Raw genomic sequence first — 18,243 nt, 5'->3', positions numbered from 1 at the left:
CTTCAACAAAGTTACCAGAATTATTTAATTTTGGCTTCTTTGTATAAAACGTGCTGACGGACAACTGGATCGAACTTTTTCAGCTCCAGTTTTTCCGGCTTAGTACGTTTGTTCTTCGTGGTGGTATAGAAGTGACCAGTACCAGCAGAAGAAACCAGCTTGATTTTCTCACGAATACCTTTAGCCATGATTTATTTCCTCTAAGTACTTAGTACTTTTCGCCACGGGCACGCAGTTCGGACAGAACTGTATCGATGCCTTTCTTATCGATTACACGCATACCTTTAGCAGATACACGCAGGGTGACAAAACGCTTCTCGCTCTCAACCCAGAAACGGTGAGAGTGCAGGTTCGGCAGGAAACGGCGTTTAGTCGCGTTCAGTGCGTGGGAACGGTTATTACCGGTCGCCGGACGCTTGCCAGTAACTTGGCAGACTCGGGACATGTCTATTCTCCAAAAATCAAATTAGCTCGAGCTTCGTATAGGGTTAGGCGCCTCGTCAGGCTGCAAGCCTGGTCCCTGGCGGTTCAATGTGAACCACAGTGCCAGGCGCATAATGCCAAACCCGAGATTCTCAAAGGTGGCGTAGTATACGCTGTGTGAGGCATGTGCTCAAGTCCCGAACAGACAAAGATCCCTATGGATCGCGCCTGATGAACTAAATCCACCCTCGTTCAGCGAAAGAAACGTACTCTCCGTGACCAATAACCAGATGATCAAGCACTCGAATTTCCATAAACAGGCAAACTTTCACGATACGTTCCGTAATAGCCCGGTCTGCTTTACTGGGTTCGGCCTTACCTGACGGGTGGTTGTGCGCCAGTATAATGGCTGCCGCGTTGCATTTCATCGCTTCGCGGACAATTTCTCTCGGATGGACTTCAACGTGGCTTATCGTGCCGGCGAACAAACGCTCACACTTGATGACCTGGTGCTGGTTATTCAGAAACAGAACCATAAATATCTCACGCTGCTCGGTCATCAGCTGACTCTGAAGGTACTCCCGTACCCGGTCAGGCGTAAGCATGGAGAGTTCGTTCACACCCTGAGACGAATAGTAGCGCCTGGCCAGCTCCGCAATGGCGTGCAGCTGAGTGTATTTTGCTTCGCCGATACCTTTCACTTTCTTGAAATGAGAGTAGTCAGCCGACAATAAGCGGTGCAGGGAACCAAATTCGCGTAAAAGCATGCTGGCAAAGGCCAGGACATGCATGCCGTGGTGGCCGGTGCGCAAGAATAGCGCCAGAAGCTCAGTATCCGTGAGTGAACTGACGCCAAATTGAAGCAGTTTTTCACGGGGTAAATGCGCTTTATCAAGATCAATATCCTTTTTCATGACGACCCTCCCTCTCTTACACAGCCTATAGTGCGGCCTTTTTTCTTCTCGGGCGATGGGCGGGTTTTGGTCTTGCGTGATGCCTCGCAAACTGCAAAAAGGCGCATGACAGCGATTGTGATAAAATAGGCATTCGACTGTATCTTCCAACGGATAAAAATCATGATGGGACTTTCCGGCAAGAAAATTGTTCTTGGTGTCAGCGGCGGCATTGCTGCCTATAAAACACCTGAGCTGGTTCGTCGTCTGCGCGATCGCGGAGCGGATGTACGAGTGGTAATGACCGAGGCGGCGAAGGCCTTTATCACGCCACTAAGTTTACAAGCCGTGTCAGGCTATCCGGTGTCCGACAGTCTGTTAGATCCCGCTGCCGAAGCCGCAATGGGCCACATTGAACTAGGCAAATGGGCAGATTTAGTCATACTGGCGCCTGCAACGGCAGACCTGATTGCGCGTGTAGCAGCGGGAATGGCAAACGACCTGGTCAGTACAATCTGCCTGGCAACGCCAGCTCCGGTTGCCGTCGTTCCGGCAATGAACCAGCAAATGTACCGTGCGGCTGCAACCCAACATAATCTGGACGTTCTAACCGCTCGTGGTCTGCTGATTTGGGGGCCGGATAGCGGCAGCCAGGCATGTGGGGATATCGGGCCAGGACGTATGCTGGACCCACTGACGCTGGTTGATATGGCGGTGGAACATTTTTCCGTCGTCAAAGATCTGCAACATCTGAACGTCATGATTACCGCCGGCCCAACGCGCGAACGTCTGGACCCCGTCAGATACATCACCAACGACAGCTCAGGTAAAATGGGCTTTGCTATCGCCGCAGCTGCGGCGGCTCGCGGCGCTAACGTCACCCTGATTTCCGGGCCGGTCAATCTGCCAACCCCGGCATGGGTAAACCGAATTGATGTCACAACGGCGCTGGAAATGAATGATACGGTCCAGCAAAGAGTATCCGGGCAGCATATTTTCATTGGTTGCGCCGCCGTTGCCGACTACCGCGCTGCGGTTGTTGCCGACGAGAAGATTAAAAAGCAAGGCGATGAAATTACTCTGAAAATGGTTAAAAACCCGGATGTGGTTGCCGGGGTCGCGGCGCTTTCCGAAGGCCGCCCTTATGTTGTAGGGTTTGCCGCCGAAACAAATAATGTGGAAGAATACGCCCGGAAAAAGCGTACTGCTAAAAACCTGGATCTGATCTGCGCCAATGACGTATCTCAGAATAATCAAGGGTTTAATAGCGACAGCAACGCATTGCACCTTTTCTGGCAGGAGGGAGACAAAGTCTTACCGCTTGAGCGTAAAGCACTCCTTGGCCACCTTTTACTGGACGAGATCGTTACCCGCTATGATGAAAAAAATCGACGTTAAAATTCTGGACCCGCGTGTTGGTCAGCAGTTCCCATTGCCAACCTATGCCACCTCCGGCTCTGCCGGTCTTGACCTGCGTGCTTGCCTGGATGACGCCGTAGAACTTGCCCCTGGTGCAACAACGCTGTTGCCTACCGGCCTGGCTATCCATATTGCTGATGCCTCCCTGGCCGCAGTAATCCTGCCTCGCTCCGGCCTGGGCCACAAACACGGCGTAGTGCTGGGCAACCTGGTGGGGCTGATTGACTCCGATTATCAGGGGCAACTGATGGTTTCTGTCTGGAACCGCGGCCAAAATAGCTTCACCATTCAGCCAGGTGAGCGCATTGCACAGATGGTCTTTGTACCTGTCGTCCAGGCCGAATTTAACCTGGTTGAAGATTTTGACGCCAGCGATCGCGGCGAAGGTGGCTTTGGCCATTCTGGCCGCCAGTAATACCGTTTTATAAACGTAACCCTACCGCGCTGATAACGTTAAAACAGACCGCAAACCAGGCGTTTGCGGGCGCGGTTCGGTGTTTACCTGACAAGGTATTTTTCAGGGGTATTTTAGAACATGGCAGAAAAACAGACCGCGAAAAGGAATCGTCGCGAGGAAATACTTCAGTCTCTGGCGCAAATGCTTGAATCCAGCGACGGCAGCCAACGGATTACCACCGCTAAACTGGCGGCAACCGTTGGCGTGTCCGAAGCCGCTCTTTATCGACATTTTCCCAGCAAAATGAAAATGTTCGATAGCCTGATTGAGTTTATCGAAGACAGCCTGATTACCCGCATTAACCTGATTCTGAAAGATGAAAAAGACACCTTAGCCCGCCTGCGGTTAATCGTGCTGCTGGTCTTAGGTTTTGGTGAACGGAATCCGGGCCTGACGCGTATTCTCACCGGTCACGCGCTTATGTTTGAACAAGATCGCCTGCAGGATCGCATTAATCAGCTTTTTGAACGCATTGAGGTTCAGCTGCGCCAGGTCATGCGTGAAAAAAAGATGCGTGAAGGCGAAGGGTTTACCACCGATGAAGCTCTGCTGGCTAGCCAGCTTCTGGCCTTCTGCGAAGGGATGCTGTCGCGTTTTGTACGAAGTGATTTCCGCTATCTGCCCACGGATGATTTTGATACCCGTTGGCCGCTGATTGCCGCTCAGCTTTACTAATAAAAAAGGGCCATAAGGCCCTTTTTACTGATTCTCAAAAAAAAGCTTAAACCCCAAACTCTTCACGGTATTTGCGCACCGCAGCCAGCTTGTCCGCCATCTCAGGCTTCTCTTCCAGATAGGTAATCAGATCTTTAAGAGTGATGATAGAGATGACTTTACACTGATAATCACGCTCAACTTCCTGGATGGCAGAGATATCGGCGCGGCCGCGTTCCTGTCGGTCGAGAGAAATGAGAACGCCGGCCAGGCTCGCGCCATTCGCGGCAATAATCTCCATCGACTCACGAATAGCAGTCCCAGCCGTGATCACATCGTCCACCAGCATAACGCGCCCCTGAAGCGGGCTGCCGACCAGGTTACCGCCTTCACCGTGGTCTTTCGCTTCTTTACGGTTAAAGCAGTAAGGCACATCGCGCTCGTGATGCTCCGCCAGCGCAACCGCCGTCGTGGTAGCAATAGGAATGCCTTTATAGGCCGGGCCGAAGAGCAGATCGAAGTCGATACCGGAATCCATCAGTGCGGCTGCATAGAAACGCCCTAATAACGCCAGATCGCGCCCGGTATTAAACAGCCCGGCGTTGAAGAAATAGGGGCTCGTACGCCCGGATTTCAGCGTGAATTCGCCAAACTTGAGTACCTGTTTGTTAAGCGCAAACTCAATAAACTGGCGCTGATACGGTTTCATGGATTCGCTCCTTAGCATTGTTACACGGACATAAAAGTTACACGGACATAAAAAAAGCGACTTCTCAGTCGCTTTTAAAAAATTAATTTTCTAACGCCGCCTTCTGCGACGTGATGATGGAATCAATGCCCCCTCGAGCCAGCGCCAGTAGCGCCAGTAGCTCTTCATGGGAGAACGGCTCGCCTTCTGCGGTGCCCTGCACCTCAATCATGCGTCCGTCTTCCATCATGACAACGTTCATGTCGGTTTCGGCCGCTGAGTCCTCGACATACTCCAGATCGCAGAGTGCTTCGCCGTTGACGATGCCAACGGAAACCGCCGCAACCATGCCTTTCATTGGGTTAGTTTTCAGCTTGCCGGAGGCAACCAGGCCATTCAGCGCATCGGCCAGAGCCACGCAGGCACCGGTGATAGAAGCAGTGCGGGTGCCGCCGTCGGCCTGCAGAACGTCACAGTCAAGCGTAATGGTAAATTCACCCAGCGCTTTTAAATCCACAGCTGCACGCAGTGAACGAGCGATAAGACGTTGAATCTCAAGAGTACGGCCACCCTGTTTGCCTTTTGCCGCTTCACGGGCATTACGGCTGTGGGTTGCACGCGGCAACATACCGTATTCAGCGGTGATCCATCCCTGGCCCTGACCTTTCAGGAAGCGAGGCACGCCTTCTTCAAGCGTCGCGGTGCACAGTACTTTGGTATCACCGAACTCGACAAGCACGGAACCTTCAGCGTGTTTAGTGTAATGACGGGTCAGGGTAACTGGGCGCACTTGTTCGGCGCTACGACCTGATGGACGCATGGGCTTATCTCCGGCTAAAACGAATGTGGCTGCGCATTATACGGACTTCAGGCGCTTATTCCTATCCTGCAAGACCCCTGATGGCTATAATCCCCCCATACATTAGCTGAAAACGGGTACGTACTATGATCCGCAGTATGACCGCCTACGCCCGGCGTGAAGTAAAAGGTGAATGGGGCTCTGCCTCCTGGGAATTACGCTCGGTAAACCAGCGCTATCTCGAAACGTATATCCGCATGCCGGAGCAGTTCCGCAGTCTTGAGCCCGTTGCCCGCGAGCGCATCCGCAACCGCCTTACGCGCGGTAAAGTCGAATGCAACCTGCGGTTCGAGCCCGATGCTCGTGCGCAGGGGTCACTGATCCTTAACGAAAAACTGGCTAAGCAGCTGGTTGAGGCCGCTAACTGGGTCAAAATGCAAAGCGATGAAGGTGAAATTAACCCGGTTGATATTCTTCGCTGGCCGGGCGTAATGGCCGCTCAGGAGCAGGATCTTGACGCAATCACCGCCGAAATACTTTCCGCTCTTGACGGCGCGCTGGACGACTTTGTTATTGCCCGTGAGACCGAAGGTCAGGCGCTGAAAGCGTTGATTGAACAGCGCCTTGAAGGCGTCAGCGGCGAAGTGGTTAAGGTTCGCGCCCAAATGCCAGAAGTCGTGAAATGGCAGCGCGAGCGCCTGGTTAACAAGCTGGAAGAAGCCGAAGTTCAGCTTGAGAACAACCGCCTTGAGCAAGAGCTGGTGCTGATGGCACAGCGCATTGACGTCGCTGAAGAACTGGACCGCCTCGAAGCACACGTCAAAGAGACCTATAACATCCTGAAAAAGAAAGAAGCCGTTGGCCGCCGCCTCGACTTTATGATGCAGGAGTTTAACCGCGAGTCGAACACGCTGGCTTCTAAGTCAATCAATGCAGATGTCACAAGTTCGGCTATCGAGCTGAAAGTCCTGATCGAACAGATGCGCGAGCAGATTCAGAATATCGAGTGATGCCGTATAAGCCTGCGTTCAGCAGGCTTTTTCTTTTTACGTATACGCTAAACGCTGCTCCGCCGTAATGAGCCCCATCTTTTCTAGCTGAATAGCCACCGCACGCGCAGAACGTCCAAACTCACCGCCTAAGGCTTCAATAGCCTCACTTTGCCCAAAACGTTCCGCCAGGATTACTTTCTCTTCTTCAGTCCAGGGGAAGTAAGACTTTGCCGGGCGCCCCTCTGCTAGGTTACGCTGCTGTTTTTCCTCCGGCGTCAGCTTTGTTTTTTTCTGTTTTTCCGGCGTAGCCGACAGCTCCTCTATCAGGGCAAACAGTATTCGTATTGCTTCCGGCTTATTTGCTGTCGATTCGGCGGTCAAAATCTCTCCTGTCTCTGGATGGATGCCGTTCGCTAGCGCTTTTAACATCGCCAGTATTTTCATCGACCCTCCTTAAATAATTTTACTAATCCATTTATCAAAAAAATAATCAAACAAACTTCAACACAGAAGGAACAAACCTTCATTTTTGGATAAATAAAACTAATCCTTTTTCATTCAACTTAGAAAATCTCAATCGTGATACAGCACACAAAACGTTACCCTCCACCTGTTTTCTGAGGGGACAGACATGCTGCTACACATCCTTTATCTGATTGGTATCACGGCGGAAGCCATGACCGGGGCGCTTGCCGCCGGCCGCCGCCGCATGGATACGTTTGGCGTCATTATCATCGCAACCGCTACGGCACTGGGCGGAGGTTCAGTTCGCGATATTCTGCTTGGCCACTATCCCCTCGGCTGGGTGAAACACCCCGAGTACGTTGTGATTGTTGCCATCGCGGCGGTACTCACCACTATCATGGCCCCGGTGATGCCACACCTGCGTAAACTCTTTTTGGTACTTGATGCGCTGGGTCTGGTTGTTTTCTCTATCATCGGTGCTCAGGTTGCCCTTGATATGGGTGAAGGCCCTATCATTGCGACCATTGCCGCCGTGATCACGGGAGTCTTCGGCGGAGTGCTGCGAGATATGTTCTGCAAACGCATTCCACTGGTGTTCCAAAAAGAACTGTATGCCGGTGTCGCCTTTGCTTCGGCCGTGCTTTATATCGCGCTTCAGCACTACGTTAGCAGCCATGACGTCGTGGTGATTGCGACCTTATTATTCGGATTCACCGCTCGGTTGCTTGCGCTTCGCCTGCGCCTTGGCCTGCCGGTCTTTCATTACAAGCACGCCGATCACTGACGGCTAAACCCCTGAATGTTGTACTGGCCCAGGAAGGTGGCCAGGGCAACAACCTGTGGATGTTTCATAAAATCCATTAACTGCTTTGCCCGCTTAAGCCCCACGCCGGGCAAAGTTTGCCAACGTGATAGCGTCCAGTCTCCCAGTTGATACCAGCGCTTATATTTGATGGCTTCATGCGCACTTCGCGGCAGCGGCATTCCTAAAGCCATCACCCAACGAATAAACGGCTGCTTTCGGGATAAAGAAAATTGATGCCATAGCAGCTCGGTTTTTTTCGAAGAGAATCCGGGCAAAGCTGACACCTCTTCTCTGCTCAGCGTCAGCCATGAAAAAATATGCTGAAGCCGCGTGCGCATGTGCAAATGCCGCCAGGTACTCTGGCTTACTCCCGCTAAATCAAGCACGGGCTTTTGGCTCATCCATGTCAGACGGGCAATAAATTGTTCTGCACACTCTGCGGATGAATAAAGGCAGCTGACTGGAGTAAATGAAGCCATTTCCGGTATTGATGTTTCTCGCTGGCTGACGCGCCAGACAACCTCGTCCACACGAGGTATTCCTTGACCAGCCAGGCTTATTTTCACTTTGTCACCGGCCACGACATCCCATTCTTTCCAGCGTTTTAGCGAGCCAATGTTCACCCGCCGAACACGTTTATCGTCGAGCTGCACCTCCTCCAGCTCAAGCACGACGGATACCTTGCCGGTACGCCCAACGGCAAAATCAACGTTACGGACTTCGGCGATTTTTTCTGCAGGAGGATATTTCCACGCTACGGCCCATTCTCCCTGGCCTGGTTGCCAGAAAGTAGACTGGGGTTCACGTTGCTGGCGAATCACAACCCCATCCGTGACAAAAGGAAGTGGTTGGTTAAACCAGCTATCACGCAGACGGGTCACCTCGTCAATATTGGCTACCGGCATGGACCAGGCAGCGGTGAGTGAAAATCCCTCATCACGCAATATCTTTCCCTTTTCGACCATACCTTCAGGACCCTCCGGCCAGGCCCATATAAATACGCCCAGAAGGTTCGGCTCGCTAACGGGTCCCGTACGCAACATCTCCCCGGCAACTTTAGAACGCGCATTTATGCCCCCCATCTGGCTTTGAATATGGCCGTCTCGTTTCAGGAAAAGTTCTCCCTGCAATACGCTGTTCGCAAGTGGCCCAGAAACCTGAGGAGGAATTGCAGCAATACCGGCAGCTTTATGCGTCCAGTCCTCTCCCTTTAAGCCATCGCCGCGGCTGAGCATTTTCACCAACCGGCCCTGTTGATAGACCAGCGTTATCGCCACGCCGTCAATTTTGGGCTGCACCCATAACCCCTGACGCCCTTTCCCCCATAGCGCAACAGCTCGTTTATCCGGCAACTTTTTGAGTCCGGTATGTGCAACAGGATGAGGGAAGCGCCCTGCGGAGCCCATCCTGACGGGTTCTCCATCTATTCCCGGCTTAACACAACGCCGCCATACGGAGAGTGTCGCCTGCAAGTTGTCGTAAACCGCATCACTCACCAGGCTTTTTCCCTGCTGAAAGTAAGAGTCATCCAGAATGGCGAGCCGCTTCGCCAGACTTTCAATTTCTGTCTGTGTTCTTAGCGCTGACCATGCCGGGCACGAGGCCGACACAGTGGCCGTGACGTTAAGTAAAACAACGCTCAGTACTAATGCTATCCCTTTCATGTTGCCCCCATTATCTTTCTCAGCGGAGGTATAACCAGGTACTGCATTTTTCACGAGCGAGAATTACTCCTCACGCGAGATGGCGCCCTAAAAACCTGTTTTGTTACATAGAAAGCAGCAAAGAAGTGGAAAACATCGCGTAAAACACGAGAAAAAAAGCGCCAGCCGATGACAAAATCTACGTACCACGGCGGCGGTGTGTATAATATGCCGGTAGACGCTCTTCCCTTTATGCATACCGATTAAGTTAGAACTCATGGCTCAAGGCACGCTTTATATTGTTTCCGCTCCAAGTGGCGCGGGTAAATCCAGCCTCATCCAGGCTTTGTTAAAGACACAACCGCTGTATGACACCCAGGTTTCCATCTCTCATACCACTCGTGGTGTGCGCCCTGGTGAAAATCACGGGGAACATTACTTCTTTGTCAGCAAAGACGAATTTCAGCAGATGATCGCTGAAGACGCTTTTCTTGAGCATGCGGAAGTGTTTGGTAACTACTACGGTACGTCGCGTCGCGCGATTGAAAACGTCCTGGCAACCGGCGTGGATGTATTTTTGGATATCGACTGGCAGGGTGCAGAGCAGATTCGTCAGAAAATGCCTCAGGCCCGCAGTATCTTTATTCTGCCGCCGTCAAAAGACGAGCTTGACCGCCGCCTGCGTGGCCGCGGCCAGGACAGCGAAGAAGTGATTGCAAAACGCATGGCGCAAGCCGTTGCGGAAATGAGTCACTATGCGGAGTATGATTACCTTATCGTTAATGACGACTTCGATACCGCCCTGTCTGATTTAAAGATAATCATTCGTGCCGAGCGTCTACGAATGGGTCGCCAAAAGATGCGACATGACGCTTTAATCAGCAAACTATTGGCAGACTGACACCAGTTTCAGTATCATGCCCAGTCATTTCTTCACCTGTGGAGCATTTTAATTATGGCACGCGTAACCGTTCAGGACGCTGTAGAGAAAATTGGTAACCGTTTTGACCTGGTACTTGTGGCCGCGCGTCGCGCTCGTCAGATGCAGGTTGGCGGTAAAGATCCGCTGGTACCGGAAGAAAACGATAAAACGACCGTTATCGCACTGCGTGAAATCGAAGAAGGGTTGATCACCAACCAGATTCTCGATGTGCGTGAGCGCCAGGAACAGCAAGAGCAGGAAGCCGCAGAACTGCAGGCCGTAACTGCTATTGCTGAAGGTCGTCGTTAATTAGCCTGCGGGTAGCCCTTGTATCTGTTTGAAAGCCTGAATCAGCTGATTCAAAGTTATCTGCCAGAGGAGCAAATTAAGCGCCTCCGGCAGGCATACCTTGTCGCACGTGATGCTCACGAGGGACAAACTCGTTCAAGCGGTGAACCCTACATCACCCATCCAGTCGCCGTTGCCTGTATCCTGGCCGAGATGAAACTCGACCATGAAACGCTCATGGCAGCGCTTCTGCATGACGTGATTGAAGACACCCCGGCCACCTACCAGGATATGGAACAGCTGTTTGGCAAAAGCGTTGCCGAACTGGTGGAAGGGGTTTCTAAGCTAGACAAACTGAAGTTCCGCGATAAGAAAGAGGCTCAGGCCGAAAACTTCCGCAAAATGATCATGGCGATGGTGCAGGATATCCGCGTCATTTTGATCAAGCTTGCTGACCGTACCCACAACATGCGTACGCTCGGGTCACTGCGCCCGGATAAGCGTCGACGCATTGCCCGTGAAACCCTCGAAATCTACAGCCCACTCGCTCACCGCCTCGGTATTCATCACCTGAAAACCGAACTGGAAGAGCTCGGCTTTGAAGCGCTTTACCCAAACCGCTACCGCGTCATAAAAGAAGTGGTAAAAGCGGCGCGCGGTAACCGCAAAGAGATGATTCAAAAGATCCTCTCGGAAATCGACGGGCGTTTACAGGAAGCAGGCATCCCCTGCCGCGTAAGCGGTCGCGAGAAGCACCTTTACTCCATTTACTGCAAGATGACGCTCAAAGAACAGCGTTTCCATTCGATCATGGATATCTACGCGTTTCGCGTCATTGTCCACGATATGGACACCTGCTATCGAGTCCTCGGGCAAATGCACAGCCTCTACAAGCCTCGTCCGGGCCGGGTTAAAGACTACATCGCCATTCCGAAAGCGAACGGCTATCAGTCTCTGCACACCTCAATGATTGGGCCGCACGGCGTCCCGGTTGAAGTGCAAATCCGTACCGAAGACATGGATCAGATGGCGGAAATGGGGGTCGCTGCGCACTGGGCTTATAAAGAACAGGGCGAAAGCAGCACTACCGCGCAAATTCGCGCTCAGCGCTGGATGCAGAGCCTGCTGGAGCTGCAGCAAAGCGCCGGTAGTTCGTTTGAATTTATCGAGAGCGTAAAATCCGATCTGTTCCCGGATGAGATTTACGTTTTCACCCCGGAAGGCCGCATTGTAGAGCTGCCCGCTGGCGCGACGCCGGTGGACTTTGCCTACGCCGTGCATACCGATATCGGCCACGCTTGCGTCGGCGCTCGCGTCGACCGCCAGCCGTACCCGCTTTCACAGTCTTTGACCAGCGGGCAAACTATCGAAATCATCACTGCGCCTGGCGCGCGGCCAAACGCCGCATGGCTCAATTTTGTCGTCAGCTCGAAAGCTCGCGCCAAAATTCGCCAGATGCTGAAAAACCTTAAGCGTGATGACTCCGTAAGCCTGGGTCGCCGTCTGCTCAACCATGCGCTGGGCGGTAGCCGTAAACTGGCAGAAATTCCGGCGGAAAATCTCCAGCGTGAGCTGGACCGCATGAAGCTTGCGTCTCTTGACGATCTACTGGCTGAAATTGGCCTCGGTAACGCGATGAGCGTGGTGGTGGCGAAAAACCTGCAGGGTGAATCGTCGATTACCGCTCAACCCGGTACTACGGCATCGACAGGCCACAGCAATTTACCGATCAAAGGCGCCGACGGCGTATTGATCACCTTCGCTAAGTGTTGCCGCCCAATTCCAGGCGATCCTATCGTCGCTCACGTCAGCCCGGGCAAAGGGCTGGTTATCCACCATGAATCCTGTCGAAATATTCGTGGCTACCAGAAAGAGCCTGAGAAGTTTATGGCCGTGGAGTGGGATAAAGAGACCGAGCAGGAGTTCATCACCGAGATCAAGGTGGACATGTTTAACCACCAGGGCGCTTTGGCGAATCTCACCGCGGCAATCAATACCGCTGGCTCTAATATTCAAAGCCTGAATACCGAAGAGAAAGACGGCCGAGTGTACAGCGCCTTTATTCGTCTGACAGCCCGGGATCGCGTCCATCTGGCTAACATCATGCGCAAAATTCGCGTGATGCCGGATGTGATTAAAGTTACCCGCAACAGAAATTAGTGTTATGAATCCTCAACGTTATGCGCGTATTTGCGAGATGCTCGCCAGACGCCAGCCGGACCTGACCGTGTGTATGGAGCAGGTGCATAAGCCCCATAACGTCTCCGCCATCATCCGTACCGCCGATGCCGTAGGCGTGCATGAAGTGCACGCCGTTTGGCCCGGAAACCGTATGCGCACCATGGCGTCTGCCGCTGCAGGAAGCAACTCCTGGGTTGAAGTCAAAACGCACAAGACTATCGGCGAGGCCGTTACTCAGCTAAAAAGCAGCGGAATGCAGATTCTGGCCACTCATCTTTCCGATAAAGCCGTCGATTTCCGTGAGATAGACTATACCCGCCCAACCTGCATTCTGATGGGGCAGGAAAAAACCGGCATTACCGAAGAGGCGCTAGCGCTTGCTGACCAGGACATCATCATCCCGATGATTGGCATGGTGCAGTCGCTGAACGTCTCCGTTGCCTCCGCGCTGATTCTGTATGAAGCTCAGCGCCAGCGTCAAAATGCAGGCATGTATCGCCGCGAAAACAGTACGTTACCGGAATCAGAGCAGCAGAGATTGCTGTTTGAAGGCGGTTACCCTGTGCTGGCGAACGTCTCCCGCCGTAAAGGCTTACCGTACCCACATGTGAATCAGCAGGGTGAGATAGAAGCTGATGCCGCATGGTGGGCAACGATGCAGTCAGCGAAGTAAGCCATGAAAGGCCGCCTGCTGGATGCCATACCGCTAAGCACGCTTGCCGGAGTGGGTGCCAGCCAGAGCGGCAAGCTGGCCAAAATTGGCCTGCACACGATTCAGGATTTACTGCTGCACCTGCCGCTTCGCTACGAAGACCGCACCCATCTCTACCCCATTAACGATCTCCAACCCGGCCTTTACGCCACGGTGGAAGGTGAAGTGCTGAACTGCAATATCTCCTTCGGCGGCCGCCGAATGATGACCTGCCAGATTAGCGACGGCACCGGCATTCTTACCCTGCGCTTCTTTAATTTCAACGCGGCGATGAAGAACAGCCTTTCCACCGGAAAGCGCGTGCTCGCTTACGGTGAAGCCAAACGCGGTAAATACGGTGCCGAGATGTTCCATCCTGAATACCGCATTCAGGGGGATCTCAGCACGCCGGATCTGCAGGAAACGCTCACGCCGGTTTACCCGACAACTGAAGGCATCCGCCAGGCCACACTGCGTAAGTTGACCGATCAGGCGCTTGAGCTGCTGGATACCTGCGCAATTACCGAGCTTCTGCCCGCCGAGCTGAGCCAGGGCATGATGAGCCTGCCGGAAGCGTTACGCACCCTGCACCGCCCGCCGCCGGACATGAAACTGGCCGATCTCGAAACCGGTAAGCATCCTGCGCAGCAGCGGCTGATCCTCGAAGAACTGCTTGCCCATAACCTGAGCATGCTGGCACTACGCGCCGGGGCACAGCGTTACCATGCGCTGCAGCTGGGCAATCACGACGAGCTAAAAAACCAACTGCTTGCTGCCCTGCCCTTTAAACCTACCGGGGCACAGGCGCGAGTCGTGGCAGAAATAGAACGCGATATGGCGCTGGACGTCCCCATGATGCGCCTGGTACAGGGCGATGTGGGTTCCGGTAAAACGCTGGTTGCCGCACTTGCCGCGCTGAGAGCTATTGCTCATGGGAAGCAGGTTGGCCTGATGGCACCTACCGAGCTGCTGGCAGAACAGCACGCCAATAACTTCCGTCTGTGGTTTGAACCATTAGGCATCGAAGTGGGCTGGCTTGCCGGAAAGCAGAAAGGGAAGGCCAGAATTGCGCAACAGGAAGCCATCGCCAGCGGTCAGGTTTCAATGGTGGTCGGCACTCACGCTATTTTCCAGGAACAGGTACAGTTTGCCGGACTGGCGCTGGTTATCATTGATGAACAGCACCGTTTTGGCGTTCATCAGCGCCTGGCGCTGTGGGAAAAAGGCCAGATTCAGGGCTTTCACCCTCATCAGTTGATCATGACCGCGACCCCTATTCCGCGCACGCTGGCGATGACCGCCTATGCCGACCTTGATACTTCCGTTATTGACGAGCTGCCGCCGGGACGAACGCCGGTCACCACCGTTGCGATAGCCGATACCCGACGGGGCGAGATAATCGAGCGCGTACGCAGCGCCTGCCGCGACGAGAAACGCCAGGCTTACTGGGTTTGCACGCTGATTGAAGAGTCTGAACTGCTGGAAGCCCAGGCGGCAGAAGTCACCTGGGAAGAGCTCAAAACCGCGCTGCCGGAGCTTAATATTGGCCTGGTGCACGGGCGTATGAAGCCGCAGGAAAAACAGGCGGTGATGCAGGCCTTTAAGCTAGGTGAACTGCATCTTCTGGTCGCCACCACGGTGATTGAAGTCGGCGTGGATGTGCCCAACGCCAGCCTGATGATTATTGAAAACCCCGAACGTTTAGGGCTTGCGCAACTCCACCAGCTGCGCGGCCGCGTAGGCCGTGGCGCGGTGGCCTCTCATTGCGTGTTGCTGTATAAATCCCCGCTATCCAAAACGGCGCAGCTTCGCCTGCAGGTGCTGAGAGACAGCAACGATGGCTTTGTGATTGCGCAAAAAGACCTGGAGATTCGAGGGCCTGGCGAGCTGCTTGGAACTCGCCAGACGGGTAACGCAGAATTCAAAGTGGCCGACCTGCTGCGGGACCAGGGGATGATCCCGCAGGTTCAGCGCCTGGCGCGCCATATTCACGAACGCTATCCCGAACAGGCTAAGGCGCTGATTGAACGCTGGATGCCGGAAACCGAACGCTACTCCAACGCTTAAGCAAACAGCGGCAGCATCAGGAACAGCTTGATCACCACCGCATTCACGATGTCGATAAAGAACGCTCCCACCATCGGCACCACCAGAAACGCCATATGCGACGGGCCAAACCGCTCGGTAATTGCCTGCATGTTAGCAATAGCCGTCGGCGTGGCGCCCATGCCAAAACCACAGTGACCGGCGGCCAGCACCGCCGCATCGTAGTTTTTGCCCATAAAACGCCAGGTCACAAAGATGGCATATAGCGCCATAAACAGCGTTTGAACGGCCAGAATAGCCAGCATAGGCAGCGCCAGAGAAGCCAGCTCCCAAAGTTTAAGGCTCATTAACGCCATCGCCAGGAACAGCGACAGGCAAACGTTGCCCAACACCGAAACCGCACGCTCGTAGACGCGGTAAAACCCCACCGCCGCCAGTAAATTACTGAGAATGACGCCGACAAACAGCACGCAGACAAACGTCGGCAGCTCAAACAGCGTCCCCTGCAGCAATCCGGCAACGACGCGTCCGGCCGTCAGGCAAATGGCAATCAGGGCAATAGTTTCAATCAGCACCAGGGACGTAATGACACGCCCTACGTCAGGCTTTTCAAACGCGCCGGGAATTTCATTATCATCCGGGGCGCCATTCGGCGTAGAAGAATGCCTCACCAGATAGCGAGCAACCGGGCCGCCAATTAACCCCCCCAGCACCAGGCCAAAGGTCGCACAGGCCATGGCAACCTCCGTCGCATTCTGGAAGCCATAGCGCTCGGTAAAGAGCTTGCCCCAGGCCGCACCGGTACCGTGCCCGCCGGATAAGGTTATCGAGCCTGCCAGCAGCCCCATCAGCGGATCGAGCCCCAGCATGCTGGCCATACCGATGCCAATAGCGTTCTGCATCACCAGCAGCCCAACGACGATAAGCAGGAAAATCCCCACCACCTTCCCGCCCTTGCGCAAGCTGGCGATATTGGCGTTCAGGCCGATAGTGGCAAAGAAAGCGAGCATCAAAGGATCTTTGAGGCTCATATCAAACTCAATTTCCCAACCCATGCTTTTTTTCAGGACCAGCAGCGCAACGGCGACCAGCAGCCCACCAGCGACGGGTTCAGGAATGGTGTACTTCTTGAGAAAAGGGACGGAGTGGACCATTTTACGCCCCAGAAGCAGGACTAACGTAGCGGCCACCAGAGTAGAAAGGGTATCAAGATGAAACATTGCAGTGCTCCTTTATTGCGCATCCATTAGTCGCGCGCTTAATTATCCTTTGCTGTTTTTCCGTCATTCATGAAATCAGCCGGCACATTTTAACCAAAAAACGCGTATCAGTTATAAATAATGACTGATTTATGACATTTCACTCTTACCCTCACATGCTGGCAATCGTTTGCTTTTACCGTTCAGTCCGTTAAAATCAGCGCTTTTCCAGCCACGAGATAACGCCTGATGTCCGTCAATGCCGTAGAGTCAGAAAATGCGCAACCGGTTGCGCAGACTCAACCGAGCGAACTAATCTATCGCCTTGAAGATCGCCCGCCGCTTCCACAAACGCTTTTCGCCGCCTGTCAGCACCTGCTGGCTATGTTTGTGGCGGTGATTACCCCGGCATTGTTAATTTGCCAGGCGTTGGGGTTACCGGCATCAGACACTCAGCACATTATCAGCATGTCTTTGTTTGCCTCTGGCGTGGCTTCGATTATTCAAATCAAAGCCTGGGGGCCGGTAGGTTCAGGCCTGTTGTCGATTCAGGGCACCAGCTTTAACTTTGTTTCACCGCTGATTATGGGCGGTATGGCGCTAAAAAACGGCGGCGCGGACGTGCCGACGATGATGGCCGCGCTGTTCGGTACCCTGATGCTTGCCAGCTGCACGGAAATGCTGATTTCTCGCGTCCTGCACCTGGCCCGCCGCATTATTACGCCGCTGGTTTCCGGCGTGGTGGTGATGATTATCGGCCTGTCGCTGATTCAGGTTGGGCTAACTTCTATCGGCGGCGGCTACGGCGCAATGGCTGACCATACCTTTGGCGCGCCGAAAAACCTGCTGCTGGCGGGCGCGGTTCTGCTGGTTATTATCCTGCTAAACCGCCAGCGTAACCCTTACCTGCGCGTAGCCTCGCTGGTTATTGCAATGGCCGTGGGCTATCTGCTGGCCTGGGCGCTGGACATGCTGCCTGCCACAACTCAGCCAGCTAACACCGACCTTATAATGGTACCAATGCCGCTGTATTACGGCCTTGGCATCGACTGGAGCCTGCTTATCCCGCTGATGCTGGTCTTTATGGTGACCTCGCTGGAAACCATCGGCGATATCACCGCCACCTCTGACGTATCAGAGCAGCCGGTTTCTGGCCCACTTTACATGAAGCGTCTGAAGGGTGGCGTGCTGGCAAACGGCCTCAACTCCTGCGTTTCTGCCGTGTTCAATACCTTCCCTAACTCCTGCTTTGGTCAGAACAATGGCGTCATTCAGCTGACCGGCGTTGCCAGCCGCTATGTCGGTTTTGTTGTCGCGCTGATGCTGATCGTGCTTGGCTTATTCCCGGCGGTCAGTGGCTTCGTGCAGCACATTCCTGAGCCGGTTCTCGGCGGCGCAACGATTGTGATGTTCGGCACCATTGCGGCCTCCGGCGTACGTATTGTTTCCCGCGAACCGCTAAACCGCCGCGCGATTATGATTATCGCCCTGTCGCTCGCCGTGGGTCTGGGCGTCTCCCAGCAGCCGCTGATTTTGCAGTTTGCACCAGACTGGCTGAAAACCCTGCTTTCCTCAGGCATTGCCGCTGGCGGGATCACAGCCATTATTTTGAACCTGGTTTTCCCTCCGGAAAAAGCGTAACTCCCTCACGCGCCGGCGGCTGTTTTTGCCGGCGCGA

General features: G+C 53.8%; 19 protein-coding genes. 11 read left to right on the top strand and 8 right to left on the bottom strand.

Features of this window, described 5'->3' with window-relative positions; translation table 11 throughout:
* Positions 1 to 20 precede the first annotated feature (20 nt).
* From rpmG to radC, 3 genes are all read right to left on the bottom strand, one after another.
* Complete coding sequence (gene rpmG, locus ACE38U_RS19070) at positions 21 to 188, bottom strand: 50S ribosomal protein L33 (protein WP_003024094.1); 168 nt, start codon at positions 186 to 188, stop codon at positions 21 to 23.
* 20 nt (positions 189 to 208) lie between these two features.
* Positions 209 to 445, bottom strand: coding sequence for a 50S ribosomal protein L28 (gene rpmB, locus ACE38U_RS19065; protein WP_008457442.1), 237 nt, complete (start codon positions 443 to 445; stop codon positions 209 to 211).
* Positions 446 to 659: 214 nt separating this feature from the next.
* Positions 660 to 1,337 carry a RadC family protein gene (gene radC, locus ACE38U_RS19060; protein WP_144244042.1) on the bottom strand — a complete coding sequence of 226 codons (678 nt, stop codon included), beginning with the start codon at positions 1,335 to 1,337 and terminating at the stop codon, positions 660 to 662.
* A 165-nt stretch (positions 1,338 to 1,502) separates the two neighbouring features.
* Between radC and coaBC the strand changes: the two genes are divergently transcribed.
* The 3 genes from coaBC to slmA all read left to right on the top strand — a co-directional run bounded on the left by coaBC (position 1,503) and on the right by slmA (position 3,867).
* Positions 1,503 to 2,714 carry a bifunctional phosphopantothenoylcysteine decarboxylase/phosphopantothenate--cysteine ligase CoaBC gene (coaBC, locus tag ACE38U_RS19055; protein WP_144244099.1) on the top strand — a complete coding sequence of 404 codons (1,212 nt, stop codon included), beginning with the start codon at positions 1,503 to 1,505 and terminating at the stop codon, positions 2,712 to 2,714.
* Positions 2,692 to 3,150 carry a dUTP diphosphatase gene (dut, locus tag ACE38U_RS19050; protein ID WP_016538880.1) on the top strand — a complete coding sequence of 153 codons (459 nt, stop codon included), beginning with the start codon at positions 2,692 to 2,694 and terminating at the stop codon, positions 3,148 to 3,150. Before coaBC ends, dut begins: the two co-directional genes overlap by 23 nt.
* Before the next feature lie 120 nt (positions 3,151 to 3,270).
* Complete coding sequence (gene slmA, locus ACE38U_RS19045; protein WP_016538879.1) at positions 3,271 to 3,867, top strand: nucleoid occlusion factor SlmA; 597 nt, start codon at positions 3,271 to 3,273, stop codon at positions 3,865 to 3,867.
* A gap of 46 nt (positions 3,868 to 3,913) precedes the next feature.
* On the opposite strand, the gene pyrE is transcribed toward slmA, so the two are convergent.
* Together pyrE and rph are read right to left on the bottom strand one after the other, a co-directional pair.
* A complete protein-coding gene (pyrE, locus tag ACE38U_RS19040; RefSeq protein WP_038477181.1) occupies positions 3,914 to 4,555 on the bottom strand; it encodes an orotate phosphoribosyltransferase in 642 nt (213 codons plus the stop codon).
* A gap of 82 nt (positions 4,556 to 4,637) precedes the next feature.
* Positions 4,638 to 5,354: a ribonuclease PH gene (rph, locus tag ACE38U_RS19035; RefSeq protein WP_038477184.1), complete on the bottom strand. Its 717-nt coding sequence runs from the start codon at positions 5,352 to 5,354 to the stop codon at positions 4,638 to 4,640.
* A 125-nt stretch (positions 5,355 to 5,479) separates the two neighbouring features.
* Between rph and ACE38U_RS19030 the strand changes: the two genes are divergently transcribed.
* Complete coding sequence (locus ACE38U_RS19030; protein ID WP_038477188.1) at positions 5,480 to 6,343, top strand: YicC/YloC family endoribonuclease; 864 nt, start codon at positions 5,480 to 5,482, stop codon at positions 6,341 to 6,343.
* Positions 6,344 to 6,379: 36 nt separating this feature from the next.
* Here the strand turns inward: ACE38U_RS19030 and ACE38U_RS19025 are convergent, their stop codons facing one another.
* Positions 6,380 to 6,769 carry a hypothetical protein gene (locus ACE38U_RS19025; protein WP_176982985.1) on the bottom strand — a complete coding sequence of 130 codons (390 nt, stop codon included), beginning with the start codon at positions 6,767 to 6,769 and terminating at the stop codon, positions 6,380 to 6,382.
* A gap of 187 nt (positions 6,770 to 6,956) precedes the next feature.
* Between ACE38U_RS19025 and ACE38U_RS19020 the strand changes: the two genes are divergently transcribed.
* A complete protein-coding gene (locus tag ACE38U_RS19020) occupies positions 6,957 to 7,574 on the top strand; it encodes a trimeric intracellular cation channel family protein (protein ID WP_038477194.1) in 618 nt (205 codons plus the stop codon).
* Here ACE38U_RS19020 and ligB read toward each other — a convergent pair.
* Positions 7,568 to 9,259 carry an NAD-dependent DNA ligase LigB gene (gene ligB / locus ACE38U_RS19015; protein WP_375530382.1) on the bottom strand — a complete coding sequence of 564 codons (1,692 nt, stop codon included), beginning with the start codon at positions 9,257 to 9,259 and terminating at the stop codon, positions 7,568 to 7,570. The two genes, ACE38U_RS19020 and ligB, sit on opposite strands and share 7 nt — an antisense overlap.
* A 256-nt stretch (positions 9,260 to 9,515) precedes the next feature.
* Here ligB and gmk point away from each other — a divergent pair, with 256 nt between their 5' ends.
* The 5 genes from gmk to recG are packed head-to-tail and all read left to right on the top strand — an operon-like array spanning position 9,516 to position 15,387.
* Positions 9,516 to 10,139 carry a guanylate kinase gene (gene gmk, locus ACE38U_RS19010; protein ID WP_038477197.1) on the top strand — a complete coding sequence of 208 codons (624 nt, stop codon included), beginning with the start codon at positions 9,516 to 9,518 and terminating at the stop codon, positions 10,137 to 10,139.
* 54 nt (positions 10,140 to 10,193) lie between these two features.
* Entirely contained in the window at positions 10,194 to 10,469 is a 276-nt protein-coding gene (gene rpoZ / locus ACE38U_RS19005) for a DNA-directed RNA polymerase subunit omega (protein ID WP_008457417.1), read from the top strand.
* Between the two features lie 18 nt (positions 10,470 to 10,487).
* Positions 10,488 to 12,608, top strand: a complete 2,121-nt coding sequence (gene spoT / locus ACE38U_RS19000; protein WP_038477200.1) for a bifunctional GTP diphosphokinase/guanosine-3',5'-bis pyrophosphate 3'-pyrophosphohydrolase — start codon at positions 10,488 to 10,490, stop codon at positions 12,606 to 12,608.
* Between the two features lie 4 nt (positions 12,609 to 12,612).
* The gene (gene trmH, locus ACE38U_RS18995; protein WP_038477203.1) at positions 12,613 to 13,302 is read left to right on the top strand and encodes a tRNA (guanosine(18)-2'-O)-methyltransferase TrmH; all 690 of its coding nucleotides are present in this window, start codon (positions 12,613 to 12,615) and stop codon (positions 13,300 to 13,302) included.
* 3 nt (positions 13,303 to 13,305) lie between these two features.
* Positions 13,306 to 15,387, top strand: coding sequence for an ATP-dependent DNA helicase RecG (gene recG, locus ACE38U_RS18990; protein ID WP_375530357.1), 2,082 nt, complete (start codon positions 13,306 to 13,308; stop codon positions 15,385 to 15,387).
* On the opposite strand, the gene gltS is transcribed toward recG, so the two are convergent.
* Complete coding sequence (gltS, locus tag ACE38U_RS18985) at positions 15,384 to 16,586, bottom strand: sodium/glutamate symporter (RefSeq protein WP_038477209.1); 1,203 nt, start codon at positions 16,584 to 16,586, stop codon at positions 15,384 to 15,386. The genes recG and gltS overlap by 4 nt on opposite strands.
* 228 nt (positions 16,587 to 16,814) lie before the next feature.
* Between gltS and ACE38U_RS18980 the strand changes: the two genes are divergently transcribed.
* Positions 16,815 to 18,206, top strand: a complete 1,392-nt coding sequence (locus ACE38U_RS18980) for a nucleobase:cation symporter-2 family protein (protein ID WP_038477212.1) — start codon at positions 16,815 to 16,817, stop codon at positions 18,204 to 18,206.
* Positions 18,207 to 18,243 lie beyond the last annotated feature (37 nt).

Origin of the sequence: Cedecea selenatireducens, assembly GCF_042138895.1 — a bacterium.
Classification (GTDB): Bacteria; Pseudomonadota; Gammaproteobacteria; order Enterobacterales; family Enterobacteriaceae; genus Cedecea; species Cedecea selenatireducens.
Note: the sequence above shows the minus strand (reverse complement) of the source record. Positions and strands in the feature narration are given on the sequence as shown.